This window comes from Paraburkholderia sp. RL17-337-BIB-A (assembly GCF_046025895.1).
GTDB lineage: Bacteria > Pseudomonadota > Gammaproteobacteria > Burkholderiales > Burkholderiaceae > Paraburkholderia > Paraburkholderia fungorum_C.
The window spans coordinates 2,154,847-2,169,493 of the sequence record NZ_JARESY010000001.1 but is presented as its reverse complement, the minus strand read 5'-3'; the positions used below and the strand labels follow the sequence as shown (position 1 = coordinate 2,169,493).

5 protein-coding genes are annotated in these 14,647 nt (G+C 59.3%); all 5 read left to right on the top strand.

Features of this window, described 5'->3' with window-relative positions; all coding sequences use genetic code 11:
• Positions 1-16 precede the first annotated feature (16 nt).
• Genes P0D84_RS09745 through P0D84_RS09725 form a run of 5 tightly spaced genes read left to right on the top strand, consistent with a single transcriptional unit; the run spans position 17 to position 14,646 of the window.
• On the top strand, positions 17-694 hold the full coding sequence (locus tag P0D84_RS09745) for an acyl carrier protein (RefSeq protein ID WP_408339750.1): 678 nt from the start codon (positions 17-19) through the stop codon (positions 692-694).
• A complete protein-coding gene (locus tag P0D84_RS09740; RefSeq protein ID WP_408335435.1) occupies positions 694-4,983 on the top strand; it encodes a type I polyketide synthase in 4,290 nt (1,429 codons plus the stop codon). Before P0D84_RS09745 ends, P0D84_RS09740 begins: the two co-directional genes overlap by 1 nt.
• Before the next feature lie 20 nt (positions 4,984-5,003).
• Complete coding sequence (locus P0D84_RS09735) at positions 5,004-6,128, top strand: beta-ketoacyl reductase (protein ID WP_408335432.1); 1,125 nt, start codon at positions 5,004-5,006, stop codon at positions 6,126-6,128.
• Complete coding sequence (locus tag P0D84_RS09730) at positions 6,125-11,551, top strand: SDR family NAD(P)-dependent oxidoreductase (RefSeq protein ID WP_408335429.1); 5,427 nt, start codon at positions 6,125-6,127, stop codon at positions 11,549-11,551. The genes P0D84_RS09735 and P0D84_RS09730 overlap by 4 nt, the downstream gene beginning before the upstream one ends.
• Positions 11,548-14,646 carry a MupA/Atu3671 family FMN-dependent luciferase-like monooxygenase gene (locus P0D84_RS09725; protein WP_408335426.1) on the top strand — a complete coding sequence of 1,033 codons (3,099 nt, stop codon included), beginning with the start codon at positions 11,548-11,550 and terminating at the stop codon, positions 14,644-14,646. The genes P0D84_RS09730 and P0D84_RS09725 overlap by 4 nt, the downstream gene beginning before the upstream one ends.
• Position 14,647: the final 1 nt, after the last annotated feature.

The following is a 14,647-nucleotide window of genomic DNA, read 5'->3' as shown; positions in this document are numbered from 1 at the left end:
TTGGGCTGGCACAGGGATGGCGGCGAACGTTGCGGGCAGCGCGGCGGGACGCTGGGAGGAACGTGGCATTGAGGCCCTGGATGCCGCTGCGGCACTGCATGCCATGGAGCACATATTGAGCTCGGGAGAGCCCCAGGTTGCTGTACTTTCCATGCAATGGCAGAAGTTTTCTCGCGCCTTTCCGGGCTATGCGCTGCCGCCTTTCTACGACGATTCCGTCGGCGTAACACGAGAACCGGGCGTCTCCCGCCCGGTATTGCCGAAACTCAGAAACATGCCGATCAAGGAGCGGCTTGCGGGACTCATCGCTCTGCTGAGGCAGGAGATCGCCGCCGTGCTACATCTTTCAGCACCTTGTCATATAGGATTGCGAACCAGATTTTACGATCTGGGGCTCGATTCCCTTATGTCGATCGAATTGAAGAACCGTCTGGAGGTCGCATTGGGTCAGTCATTCGGCTCGACATTGGTGTTCGACTATCCGACGATCGAAGCGCTGTCGAATTACTTGACTGCGTTGATTTTTCCATCGGAAGCCGCCTCGGGAATGATTGAAGGTGCGGATGTGGAGTCGGTAGCCGGAGAGGCGCAAGTGGAGATCGCGGAGGTTCTCGATAAGGTCGAATCGATGACGGACGAAACGGCAATTCTGGCAATGAAACGCATGCGAGCTGGCGCAAGGAAACAGCACTAATGAGCGAAATATTGAAACGGCTTGCCAGGCTAACTCCGATCCAATTGGCGTATTCAGTCAGGAAGACGGAAACGCAGTTGGCACTCGCGAGCGCTGAGCCGATTGCCGTAGTCGGAATGGGATGCCGGTTTCCGGGCAATGCCTCTGACCCGAAGTCGTATTGGGAATTATTGCGTAGCGGCACCGATGCGATTACCGAAATTCCACACGACCGCAGGCATCTCGAAGATTTTTTCGACGCGGATCCCGAGGCACGAGGCAAGATGTATAGCCGGCATGGTGGCTTTATTGAGCGGATTCTCGATTTCGATCCCGAATTTTTCGGTATCGCTCCGCGCGAAGCTGTAAGTCTGGATCCTCAGCAGCGCTTGCTGCTAGAGGTGACGTGGGAAGCGCTGGAGCACGCGGGATACGCACCGGACCAGCTATATGGACGACAGGTAGGAGCCTGGGTAGGCATTACGAAATCCGAGTACGGCGCCAGCTATCTTGATGCAGTCGGTTACGAGGGTATCGATGCTTATCTTTGTTCAGGGAATGCGGGTAGTGTGGGCGCTGGGCGGATCTCCTATACCTTTGGCTTTACCGGCCCAAGTATTGCAGTCGATACCGCCTGTTCCTCTTCACTTGTGACGATTCATCTGGCGTGCGACAGCTTACGCCGTCGCGAATGCGAACTGGCCGTTGCCGGAGGGGTGAATCTCATTATTTCGCCCGAGGTTTTCATCAGTTTTTGCCGAGCCAGGATGCTCGCGCCGGACGGCCGTTGTAAAACCTTTGACGCTGCCGCGGACGGCTACGTACGTGGCGAAGGGTGCGGCATGGTCGTGTTGAAGCGCCTCGTCGACGCAATTGACGACGGGGACGATATTCTGGCACTGGTGCGCGGTTCCGCAGTCAATCAGGATGGCGCCAGCGGAGGCCTGACCGTGCCGAGCGGACCGGCACAGGAAGCCGTTATCCGACGAGCGCTCGAAAACGGCGGGGTTTCGCCCGAGCAAGTCGGCTTTGTGGAAGCGCATGGCACCGGCACTTCGCTGGGCGATCCCATCGAAGTGAAAAGTTTGGGCGCTGTATTCGGACAGCATTCCAGAGAACAGCCACTCGTAATCGGCTCGGTGAAAACGAACTTTGGTCACCTCGAAAATGCGGCCGGTATCGCAGGTTTTATCAAGGTCGTGCTGGCTTTGAAACACGAAGAAATTCCACCGCACCTGCATTTTCGCAACCCGAGTCCGCATATTGACTGGCATGATCTGCCGATCGAGGTCGCCGTTGAAGCGTTGCCGTGGCGGCGGGGTGAGCGGCGCCGTCTGGCGGGCGTCAGTTCTCTATCATTTAGTGGAACAAACTGTCACGTGGTGCTTGAGGAAGCACCGCTGCTGACGACTGATCCGGCAACGTTCCGGCGGCCGCTGCATTTGTTGACTGTTTGCGGCAGGAGCAAAGCGTCGTTGCGGTCACAGACAATTGCGACTCGCAATGCTTTGTCGGAAACGTCCAATACTGCCTTTGCCGATTTTTGCTTCAGTACGAATACCGGAAGACCGGCGTTTCAGCATCGGTTGGCTTTGGTCGCGAATTCGAGTCATGCCTCGCAACAGCAACTCGGCGAATTTCTCGAGCAAGGTGCATCGGCTGCGGTATTCACCGGTGTCGCTGGCGAGTCCGGCCCGAAGGTCGCGTTTCTGTTCACCGGTCAGGGATCGCAGTATGCCGGCATGGGACGCGAACTGTACGAAACTCAACCGGTCTTTCGAGAAGTTATCGACCATTGCGACGTGTTTCTAAAGGACGAACTACCCGTTCGTCTGCTTGACGTGCTGTTTCCTTCGCCGCAAAACGACAAACTGATCCACCAGACCGCTTACACGCAGCCGGCGTTGTTTGCATTTGAATATGCGCTCTATCGGCTATGGAGGTCGTTCGGCATTGAACCGACCATTGTCATGGGACACAGTGTTGGGGAATATGCCGCAGCGTGCGCGGCCGAAGTATTTACGCTGGCGGATGGACTCCGGCTGATTGCAGCGCGCAGTCGCCTCATGGGTGCTTTGCCCGCCGGCGGCACGATGGTTTCGGTATTTGCCGGACAAAGCGCGGTGGCACCTTATGTCGAGTCTTTCCGGCATGTCCTTTCGATTGCGGCGGTCAACGGACCGAACAGTACCGTAATTTCAGGCGCAGCCAATGCAGTGCGAGAGGTAACAGCGGCGCTGGAAAGAAATGGCTTCGCCGTGCAGCCGCTGGCGGTATCTCACGCGTTCCATTCGCCGCTCATGGCGCCAATGCTGCGCGAATTTGAACACGTGGCCCATCAGATCCGTTTCAATGCGCCGCTGCTCGGGCTAGTGTCGAATCTCGACGGCGCGAGAGCAGGGGCGTCGATTGCGAGCGCGCAATATTGGATTGATCACGTGCGGCGGCCTGTGCTGTTTGAGCAAGGCATGAAGACGTTGGCGGCTGACCACGTTGACACCTTTGTCGAGATCGGGCCAAAGCCCGTGCTAATCGGCATGGGCAAAGCCTGCCTGCCCGGTGTCGAAGCCCGGTGGCTAGCCGGCGCCGGCGCCGGGGTCGGGCCTGCGGGCTGGTCGTCGCTGCTGGAGTCGCTGGCCGAACTATTCGTGCGCGGCGCCCCGGTTGACTGGGGCGGCTTCGATAACGGCTACGCCCGCAGCCGGGTACCGGTCCCTGCTTCTATCTATGAGCGGCGTCCAATCGGGATTGAATCTGACCGACTGGCGAATGGTTTTCAAGTGCGGCGGACACTCCCCACCCATCAATTTGCACCGGCAACGGCGGAGCATCCATTGCTGCATCGTCGGATTCGCGCACCGTTGGTGAAGGAAGCCATCTATGAAACAGATTTCAGCACCTCGAATCAGCTGTGGCTCGGCGATCATCAGATTTACAACGTGACCGTGGTGCCCGCGGCAAGCCACCTGTCGTTGCTGATCGGCGCGGCTACGCTGGAATCCGGCGGCACATCCTGCGCGATTCGGCAGGTCGCTTTTCCGCAACCCCTGGTGCTGGATAAGCCAGGCCAACGAACTGTGCAACTGGTCGTCGAACCGGGAGAAGCACGACGCGCGTTCAGACTGACAAGCTGGACCGGCGACGCGGCCTCCTGGGCACTACATGCTAAGGGCGAGTTTGCGTCTATTCCTGAAACCGTAGCCGACGCGGTACCGCGAATCGTCGATCTCGACGCCATTCGGGCGCGCTGTCCAGGCAGCATGGCCGGCGAGGCGTTCTATCGCAGACTGGGCGAGCATGCGGTCGCATTAGGACCCGCTTTCAGCGTCGTTCAAAGTGTGTGGCTTGGCGACGACGAAGCGTTGTTTCGGCTGGTAGTTGCTCCACAAGTCGCCGACCCAGCCGGTTTTCAGGTTCATCCCACGGTTCTGGATGCCTGTTTCCAGGCTCTGGCGGCCCTGATTCCCGGTGATGCCGCTGGTACTTCTGTACCGACCCGGGTTGCGGCACTCTCCTATTTCGGGCAGAGGATGTCGTCCGCGGGATGGTGTCACGTGCGCTTGCATGCTCCCGCGCGTACAGACGCCGAGTTGATAGCTGAGGATGGCTCGGTAGTGTTGGAGTTGGCGGATATCCAATACCAGCAAGTGGATTCTGCCATGCTGATCAGTGAGCAGAGGCTCAACTGGCGTGACTGGTTGCACGACCTTACCTGGCACGACGAAAAGATTACCGCGCAACGCAGCGTACAAGACCAGACATGGGCGATTCTGGCGGATCGCGGCGGTATCGGTGTGGCGTTGGCACAGCGCCTCGACGCTTTGGGTTGCAAAACGGTCTTGCTGAAAAGCGCCACGATCGAATCTCCCGATGCCTACGACGGCGTAGTGCATTTGCAAGCGCTGGACTACCGGCTTGATAGCCATACGTCTTTCGACGATATCGAGAACGCGCATCGGCACGGATCGATCGCAGCGCTTAACCTGTTGCAGGCCACGCGTCGTCTGTTCCTCGTGACTCGCGGCGCCCAACCGGTGGGCGGCTCGCACGAGAGAACCGAAGTTGCCCAGGCAGCGCTGTGGGGTTTCGGGAGGACGGTTACCAAAGAACTGACGCAGAGCCGATGCACCTGTATTGACCTCGATCCGTTGTCCAGCGAGGCGGCAGACGAATTGCTTTGCGCGATTCTCGCCGACGACACGGAAGATCAGGTTGGGTTCCGGCAAGGCGTCCGTCGAGTAGCCCGGCTTGGACGCAATGCGATGGAGATTACGGAATCGGTGCCGACAGGCCAGACCGCAGCTACCTGATTACCGGCGGACTAGGCGCATTGGGGCTGCAAGCGGCGGCCTGGCTGGCGGAGCAGGGCGCCCGCCGGATCGTTCTAGCAAGCCGCCATGCCCCTTCCTCGAAAGCACTGGCGGCGCTCGATGCGATCCATGCAACCGGTGTGGAAGTTGTGGCCCACGCGGCCGACATGGCAAAGATCGAACAGGTCAGGGCATTGTTCGCCGAACTGGACGCCACTTCACTACCTTTGGCGGGCGTGCTGCACGCGGCAGGCGTGCTGCACGCGGCAGGCGTGCTGGACGACTGCGCTCTGGTGAATCAAAGCGCGGAACGTTTTCTCAACGTCTTCGCGCCCAAGGCTGCTGCATGGAATCTGCATTTGCTCACCAGAGAGCGTTCGCTGGACTTTTTCTGCTGCTTTTCCTCGGCCGCAGGCTGGCTCGGTTCACCGGGGCAAAGCAATTACGCGGCGGCCAATGCATTTCTTGACGGCCTGGCCCAGTTACGTCGCGCGCAAGGACTGCCGGGTGTCAGTATCGCTTGGGGGCCCTGGTCCGGTGCAGGCATGGCGCAGAGCCTCATGCGCGAAGCAGGCAAGCAAATCGAGCCGCTCGATACAAAGCAGGCACTGCTAGCGCTGAGCGCATTGCTGAATTGCGAAACAGCGTCTGTCGGCGTTATGCAGGCAGAACTGGCCAGAACGGCCACCGATGTCAATTACGACGACAGCGATTTTATTCAGCAATTACGGCGGATCCCAGTGGCGCAACGGCGCGCAACGCTTAGCCGGCACGCCGCCGCGTTGATCGCACAGGTCCTGGGACTGGCTTCGCCCGACAGGGTAAAGCCGCGTCATCGGCTATTCGATCTCGGTCTGGACTCCATCATGGCGACAGAGCTGAGCGGGCGCCTCGAACGGACTCTCGGTGTGCCGTTGGCAGCCACGCTTATTTTTGATTATCCAACGCTGGAGGCGCTGGTTGAACATCTTGCTACGTCCGTCCTGGCGGCGGAGTTCGTTGCCTTGCAGGTGCGAGGTCAGGATAACAAACAAGCCGACTTCAACGCGACCCGCGCAGCGGAACTCGACGCGCTTTCCGAAGATGAACTGGCCTGTCTGTTGGAGCAACGGTTATCTGATCTAAAAGAGGAACATGCTCGATGAGTGACAATCAACCAGGGGTCGAGCGTCGCGACCTGCTCACGCGCGCGCTCGTTCAAATCGAGTCCATGCAGCGCGAGCTGAAGCGGTTCGAAAACGCGAAAAACGAACCGATCGCGATTGTCGGCATGGGTTGCCGTTATCCCGGCGGCGCTGACAGTCCCGATGAGTTCTGGCAATTACTTCAGCAGGGTTACTCGGGGGTCTGCGAAATTCCAGCCGACCGTTTCGAGGTAGATGACTATTTCAATCCGGACCCGGAAGAACCCGGGAAAATCTATGTACGTCACGGCGCGTTTCTCGGACGCGTCAAGGAGTTCGACTCGCAATTCTTCAATATTTCACCTAACGAGGCCGCATGCCTCGACCCGCAGCAGCGCCTACTACTCGAAGTCAGCTGGGAAGCGTTCGAGTCTGCTTGCCTTCCGGCGGATCAATTGCTTGGCAGCAATACGGCGGTATTCATCGGCACCAGCAGTTTCGAGCACGCCAGTCATATTGGGCAGGCCTCGCCGCCGGAGCGTATCGACGCCTATTTCGGGACCGGGGGCGCATTGTCTGCAGCCGCAGGGAGATTGTCATACTTCTACGGGCTCAAGGGACCGGCGCTGACAGTCGATACCGCCTGCTCCTCGTCCCTCGTGGCCATTCATCAGGCCTGCCAGGCGTTGCGTAGCGGCGAAGCTGATCTGGCCTTGAGCGGCGGTGTGAACGTCCTGATGACGCCGCAAGTCTATTTGACGTTTTGCAAAGCCCGCATGCTGGCGCGCGATGGCCGTTGCAAAACTTTCGATGCTTCGGCCGATGGTTTTGTGCGTGGCGAGGGCTGCGGCCTGCTTGTATTGCAGCGCTTGTCCGACGCTCTATCCGAAGGGCGCCGTATTCTGGCCGTGATACGGGGATCGAGCGTCAACCAGGACGGAGCCAGCGGTGGGTTCACTGTACCCAGCGGCCCTTCGCAGCAGGCCGTCATTCGGCGCGCACTGGCGAGCGGCGGCATCGATGCGGCAGACGTTGGTTATATTGAAGCACATGGCACCGGAACGTCGCTGGGGGATCCTATCGAAGTAGGGGCACTCAATGCTGTCTTCGGTACTACCCGAGTAAACGGTGAGCCGCTCTGGGTCGGCTCAGTCAAGGCCAATATCGGCCATCTGGAGGGCGCGGCGGGCGGCGCCGGCATCATCAAGCTGATTCTTGCGCTTCAGCACGGCGAGATCCCAGCGCAATGCCATTTTGAAACGCCCAGTCCGGCCATTCCCTGGGAAAGGATACCGGTGCGTATCCCTACCGCGACGACGCCGTGGTTGCGTGGAGCACGGCCCCGCATCGGCGGCGTGAGTTCGTTCGGCTTTACTGGTACCAACGCCCATGTGCTGGTGGAGGAGCCGCCTGCCACTGTGCGGCCGGAGCGTGCGGGCGCTCCAGAACAACACTTGCTGCATTTGTCGGCGCGCAACGAGGACGCGTTGCAGCAACTGGCCGGGCGCTATGCGGAGTTTCTGACGGCCCGCACAGATGCCGATCTGGTCGACGTTTGCCATTCCGCCAACCGAGGCCGTACCGAATTCACCAACCATCTTGCTGTAACGGGCAGTACCGCTGCAGACCTGGCTCGGCAACTCATTGCCTATCAGACCTCGCGGGATGCACCGCAACCGGTGTTGGATCGGGCTGAGTGGGAATCGCTTGAGGACACCCAAGGGCAGTGGATTGATCTGCCCAAATATCCGTTCCAGCGCGCGCGTCATTGGTTCGAACCCGACCGTCGCGCAACGGCGTCCCATCCGCTGATCGGCAGATTGCCGGCGGGAGATCCGCAATGGACAGGAACGTTACGTTTTGAGCTCAATGCGGACAGGGTCACCTGGCTTGCCGATCATCGAGTGTTTGACCGTATCGTAGTGCCGGGTGCGGCCTATCTGGAAATGGCGCTGGCGCTTGGCGTCGCCCGATTTGGCGGCGGTGCGACGCTGAAGGACGTGTTGTTCCATGAGGCGCTGATACTGGAGGACGGTGGGGCAGCGCACATGGAAATTGGGTTGGAGTGTGGAGATGCCGGTGAATTGCGGTTCAGGATCAGCAGCGCAATGGGACGCGTGCATTGTTCGGGCATCGTCGAGCAGCTCGACGAGACGCTCGCAGTGCACGACGACCGATCCGGCACACCAATGGCAGATGCACGAGAACTTTCCATCGAGGAGTTCTACAACGCGGCGGCAGCTGTTTCGCTGCATTACGGTCCGGCATTTCAAGGATTGAAGGCGCTGCAAGCGAAACACGGCGAGGCTTGGGGCCTGGCGCGGATCGACCTGGACGCCACTGATTACAAGATTCATCCAGCGTTGCTGGACGCCTGGTTCCAGATCGTCGGCGCAGCGCAAACCACCGGTGCCGTTCAACGCACGCTGATACCGGCTGGCGTTGCACGGCTTGATTTCCGGGGCACGCCGGGACAAAGCGGTTCATGTCATCTGTACTTAACCGAGGTCCCGCGTGCGGAAGTGGGTGTGCACGCGAATCTTGATGTAGTCGATCAGAACAATGTGCAGGTTGTCCGTATCGTCGGCCTGACGTTTCTTCCGGTTGAACGCGACAATCTGTTCGGTCGGCCGGAAATTGAAAATCTGCTGTATCGCATGGAGTATCCCGAGAAGCCATTGTTGTCCGACCGACTGACTGCACCCGAAGAGATCTGTCGCATTCTGACGGAAACCGCGGTCCAACTCGGCGCGGATCCGGAGTTGCGGTTGTTCGGCGCGCTACAGGCGGAATTGGACCAGTTGAGTTTGCTTTATGTGGTCGAGGCATTCCGCAAGCTGGGTTGTCGCTTTGAGCCGTCTCAACGACTGGACACGGAGCAATGGGGTATTCGGGAGAAATACCTGCGCTTGCTGAACCGCCTGCTGACAATCCTCGCAGAGGCTCAAATCCTGAAGAAAACGGCCGAAGGCTGGATCGTTATTCGTGATCCGGATTTGCCCGACGCAGAGACGTTTCGGCAAGATCTTATGGTGCGCTATCCATGTGGAAAGGCTGAACTGACCTTATTGGGCCATTGTGGTCCCCGCTTGGCGAATGTATTGCTGGGACAGACCGACCCGCTGGAATTGCTCTTTCCGGGCGGAAAAGTCGATGCGGTGCAGGCCGTCTACGAGACGTCGCCGGGCGCTCGGGCGATGAACCAGTTGCTCGTTACCGTCCTGCAGTACGCGGAAGTTGCCGGAAAAAGCCCGGAACCGTTGCGCGTGCTTGAGGTGGGTGGAGGCACCGGAGGTGCGACAGCACACTTGCTGCAATATCCGGGCAGCAGCGCCGTCCGCTACATTTTTACCGACGTGTCGCCAACGTTCGTGGCGCAAGCCGCAGAGCGTTTCCGCGAGAAGGCGTTCTTCGAGGCACGCGAGTTCGATCTGGAGCAGGCTCCGGACGCGCAGCAATTGCCGCCTGGCTATTGCGACGTTGTTGTGGCAGCCAATGTGCTGCATGCCACGCGAGACCTGAGCGCTTCTTTGAGGCATATCCATCAGGTACTGGCTCCTCGCGGCATGCTTATCCTCCTCGAGGGCACTGGCGCGGAGCGATGGGTGGATCTGACTTTCGGCCTGAGCGAAGGATGGTGGCGTTTTGCCGATACGGACCTGCGCGCGGACTATCCGCTGTTAGCTGCCGAAGACTGGCTGAGCCTCCTGGAGGCCAGTGGGTTCGAACTGGCCCGAGCCGTCGGTATTCCCGCCGATGGTGGATCGGCGTCCGGCCAGCGAGTCATCTTCGCCCGCCGCAAACCGGAAACTGCGGGTGATGGGAAGTGGCTGATCTACGCAGATCACGCCGGTGTCGGTCAGCAACTGGTGCAACGTCTGGAGCAACAAGGAGAACGTTGCGATTTATTGTCACCGCCGCAGATGGCATGCAATTCTTCGGCGGCCGGCAATTATCGAGGTGCGATCTATCTGCGCAATCTCGACGCGAAAGCGCACGAAGATCTGGCGTCGGGATGCGGTGATGCTTTGGCCTGGCTTCAGGCGCTCCATCGTCTCGATAGCGCTAAAACTGCACCGGTCTGGTGGGTCACTTGCGCAGCAACTGCCGTGGCTGGGCGTTCGACGTTCGTCCCCGTCCAGGCAGCATTGGCCGGTATTGGCAGAACCATCTCAAGCGAACATCCGGAACTGCGGCTGCGCCAGGTGGATCTGGCTGATCCCATAACCGACATGGCTTCACTGGTAAGCGAGATACTCGAAGGCGACAACGAAGCCGTCGTTAGTTTGAGCGCGCAACATCGATATGTTGCCCGCCTTGCTCGGCATCCTCGTTTGCCCCGCGCAGAGGTTGCCGGCCGGGTAAGACCCGATGGCGCCTATCTGGTGACCGGCGGCCTGGGCGGCCTTGGCTTGTGCACCGCGCAATGGTTGATTGGACAAGGTGCCCGGCACATCTTCCTGATGAGTCGAAACCGGCCCAGCGCGGACGTTAGGACTACGCTGGAAAGGTTTCGTGGTCACGGCATCAACTTGACCGTTCACCAGGCCGACGTGACCGAGCCACAGCAGGTCGCGCATGTTCTGGACGAGATCCGTGCCGGGGGAATGCCGCTGCGCGGCGTATTCCATGCGGCCGGTGTGCTCGAAGATGTAATCTTGTTGAACCAGTCTGCCGAGCGAATGCTGGGCGTAATGGCGGCAAAGGTGGACGGTTCGTGGATTCTCCATGAGCTAACGATCAATCAGCCGTTGGATTTCTTCGTGCTGTACTCGTCGATTGCATCGCAGCTGGGGTCTGCTGGACAGGGCAGCCATGTAGCCGGCAATGCCTTTCTTGATGCGCTAGCGCATTCGCGGCGCACAGAGGGATTGCCTGCGACGACCATCAACTGGGGCCAGTGGAGTGAGATAGGCTCGGCAGCGCAAGGCAACTGGACCGACCGTGGGATCTCTCCGTTCCCGCCCGAAACGGGTATCGCGGCACTGGAGACGCTGTTGAGCGTGGAAGCGACTCAAGCCGGAGTATTGGCAGTCGATTGGCCGACATTCTTTGCGCAGTGGCGGGACGGCGGCGAGCCGCCCGAGTTGTTTTCCCGTTTGCGGACGAAACGCAAGGTGGCTTCTGGATTGCCTGGTGCCTCACGGCAGGTCGACACCTCGAATATTGACGGAGCAGTGCGGGAGATCGTCGCATCGGTACTCGGATTCCCGGCGGCGCAAGCAGCGTCAATCGATCCCCAACGCCCTCTGGTCAACGAGGGCCTCGACTCACTCTCGGCTTTGCAATTGACCCGCCAACTGAAAAATCGTTTCGGGACCGACATTCCGGCATTGCGGCTGATCGATGGCATGACCACGTCGCAACTGAGCCTGTTGATTCGGGCCGGACTCGGCCCTGGCGAATTCAAAGAACTGCCGCAACAGCGTAGGGGGCCGGAATGAACGATCGACCTGGCGACACCGCAATCGACCCCAACGGGCTTTCGTCCGCAGCGAAGCAGGCGCAACGCGGATCCGTACTGCGCGAGAAAGCGCAACAGGCCCGGACCATTTCTCCTCTGTCGTACAACCAGCGCGGACTATGGACCATTCATCAGAATAACCCGGACGGGGCCGCATATCATGTCGCGTTTGCGGCCCATATCGTTTCGCATATCCGCGTTCCAGCGCTGCGGAAGGCGTTTCAGTCGATTGCGGATCGTCATCCCGCTCTCCGAACTACCTTCACTTTGGAAAACGGCGAACCGGTCCAGGTGATTCACGCCGCGCAGGAGGTTGCTTTCGAAGAGCGGGCAGTCGATGGCAAAACCGTTGATGCTGAAGTTCGCCGCGATTACGAGCGCCCATTCGATCTCGAAGCCGGCCCGCTGATGAGGGTCACGCTGTTTCGTATCGAGCCGCAACGAAGCGTATTGCTCGTAAATATTCACCACCTGGTGTTCGACGGCTGGTCTTTATGGATACTGCTGAGCGAACTTGGCGAACTATACGAAGCAGCAAGGGGCGAGGGAGAACTGCCACCGCAGCAGATCCGGCACACCTATGTAGACTTCGTGCGCTGGCAGGCGGATCTGCTTGAAAGCGAACGCGGGCAGCAGCTTTGGAACTTTTGGCGCGAACGGCTGAGTGACGAACTGCCGGTCCTCGATCTGCCGACAGATCACCCGAGGCGCATCATGCAGGCGACGCGCGGATCGACGCACCTATTTGATCTGTCCTCAGGTCTTACCGACGAATGGAAGCGGTTTTCCCGGCAGGAAAGTTCCACACCGTTTCATACGCTGCTGGCCGCATGGAGTGTCCTGTTGTATCGCTACACGGGGCAGACGGATATCGTTGTAGGCGTGCCGATGACTGGCACAGCACGGGGCCTTGATGCCTTCCAGCAGGTAGCAGGCTGTTTCGTCAACACGGTGCCGGTGCGCATCGACCTTTCCGGCAATCCAGGTTTCCGGGTGTTGCTAGCGCGTGTGCGCAGCGCATTGCTCGGAGCGCTCGAACACCAGGACTATCCGTTTCCGCTGCTAGTTGAAAGGCTGAAAATCGCGCGTGACCACGGTCGCTCGCCGGTATTCCAGGTTGCCATGATTTATCAGAAGCCTCAGGCGGACAATTGGCTGATGGACTTGCTGGTCCACTCTGCAGCCCAGCGCCGCGTCAACCTCGGTGGGATGCTTCTCGAGCCGTATCAATTGGCCCAACAGGAAGGTCAGTTTGATATCACGCTGGAAGTGATGGAATACGAAGGATTGGTTTGCGCATTGAAGTACGATCGTGATCTGTTCGAACCGGCGACCATAGAACGTCTCGCCCAGCATTACCGGACTTTGCTGGAATCCATACTTGAAGATGCCGGCAAGCCCATTGGCGAGTTGGCTATTCTGCCTGCGCAAGAGCTGGTCGCATTGCTGGCGGACGTCCATCTCACAGCTGATGATTCTCAGCGCGAGCAGTGCATGCATCAAACTTACGAAGCCCGGGCAGCGCGTGTGCCCAAGGAGATTGCGCTGGTCTGCGGCAAGCGGGAAATTACGTTTGGCGACTTGAATGCACGAGCGAATGGCCTCGCCCGGCGGTTGGAGAGTCTTGGAGTGCGGCCCGATGTTCCTGTCGGCATTTGCGCTTCGCGCTCGATAGAAATGGTGACAGGCATGCTGGCAATCCTGAAGGCGGGCGGGGCGTACGTGCCGCTCGACCCTTCATTTCCGGAGGACCGGCTGGCCTGGATGATCGAGGACTCAGGCATACGCGTCGTACTGACCGAATCGGCACTGCAGCAGCAAGTACAGGACTGTGGCGCCAGTATCGTTCTGCTGGGCGAGCATACCTGCGGGGAACAGCTCGACACGGACGTCCGTCCTTGCCATTTGGCCTACGTGATTTATACCTCCGGCTCAACCGGGCGTCCGAAGGGCGTCATGGTGGAACACCGGCAAGTATCGAATTTCTTTTCGGCAATGGACGCCCGTCTGGAGCCCGGACCGCCCGCCACGTTCCTCGCGATAACGACGATTTCCTTCGATATTTCGGTGTTGGAGATCTTTTGGGCGTTGACGCGCGGCTTCAAAGTCGTACTGCAGGGTGACGCAAGCGACTATTTTTCGAAAACTTCCGAAATGGCGGCCAAACCGCTCGAATTCAGTCTTTTTTATTTTGCCAATGAAGGCGCTGGGGCAGCGCGGGATCGTTACCGCTTGTTGCTGGAGGGTGCGAAGTTTGCCGATGTGCATGGTTTCTCCGCTGTCTGGACGCCTGAGCGGCATTTCCACTCATTCGGCGGGCCCTATCCGAATCCTTCGGTGGCTGGCGCGGCGCTTGCGGCCGCGACAGAACGAATCCACATTCGCGCCGGTAGTGTTGTGTTGCCACTGCATTCTCCGATCCGGGTCGCCGAAGAATGGTCTGTGGTCGACAACCTGTCGGACGGCCGCGTCGGATTGTCGTTCGCCAGCGGATGGAATAGCAATGATTTCGTACTTGCCCCGCAAAACTATGAACACCGGAAATTGGCGTTGACCAAAGGCGTCGAGACGGTACGGCGTTTGTGGCGCGGCGAAACGATTGAATTTCCCGACCATCAAGGCAACGCGATTGCGGTCCAGACTTTGCCCAGGCCAATACAGGCAGAATTGCCGTTCTGGCTCACTTCGGCGGGGGATCCCGAAACGATCCAGAATGCCGGCCGGATTGGCGCCAACCTCTTGACCCACCTTCTGGGGCAAAGTTTCGAGCAGCTTGAAAAGAGCATTGCATTGTATCGCCAGGCACGGCGCGAGGCCGGTCATCCCGGAGACGGACACGTCACGCTGATGCTTCATACCTTCGTCGGCGCCGATCTTGATGCCGTCAGAGAGACCGTCCGCAAGCCATTTTGCGATTACCTGAGAAGCTCCAGCGGTTTGATGAGCAATATGGCAAGGAGCGCCGGGCATCGACGCGACGCTGGATCAATTCAGCGAGGGCGACTGGGATGCCCTTTTGTCGCGTGCGTTCGATCGATATTTCGGTACCAGTGGATTGTTCGGTACACCTCATAGC

What these genes read in the sequence shown, in the direction of transcription:
- P0D84_RS09745 (WP_408339750.1), top strand. Translation starts at nt 17, where the DNA reads ATGGCGGCGAACGTTGCGGGCAGCGCGGCGGGACGCTGGGAGGAACGT.
- P0D84_RS09740 (WP_408335435.1), top strand. Translation starts at nt 694, where the DNA reads ATGAGCGAAATATTGAAACGGCTTGCCAGGCTAACTCCGATCCAATTG.
- P0D84_RS09730 (WP_408335429.1), top strand. Translation starts at nt 6,125, where the DNA reads ATGAGTGACAATCAACCAGGGGTCGAGCGTCGCGACCTGCTCACGCGC.
- P0D84_RS09725 (WP_408335426.1), top strand. Translation starts at nt 11,548, where the DNA reads ATGAACGATCGACCTGGCGACACCGCAATCGACCCCAACGGGCTTTCG.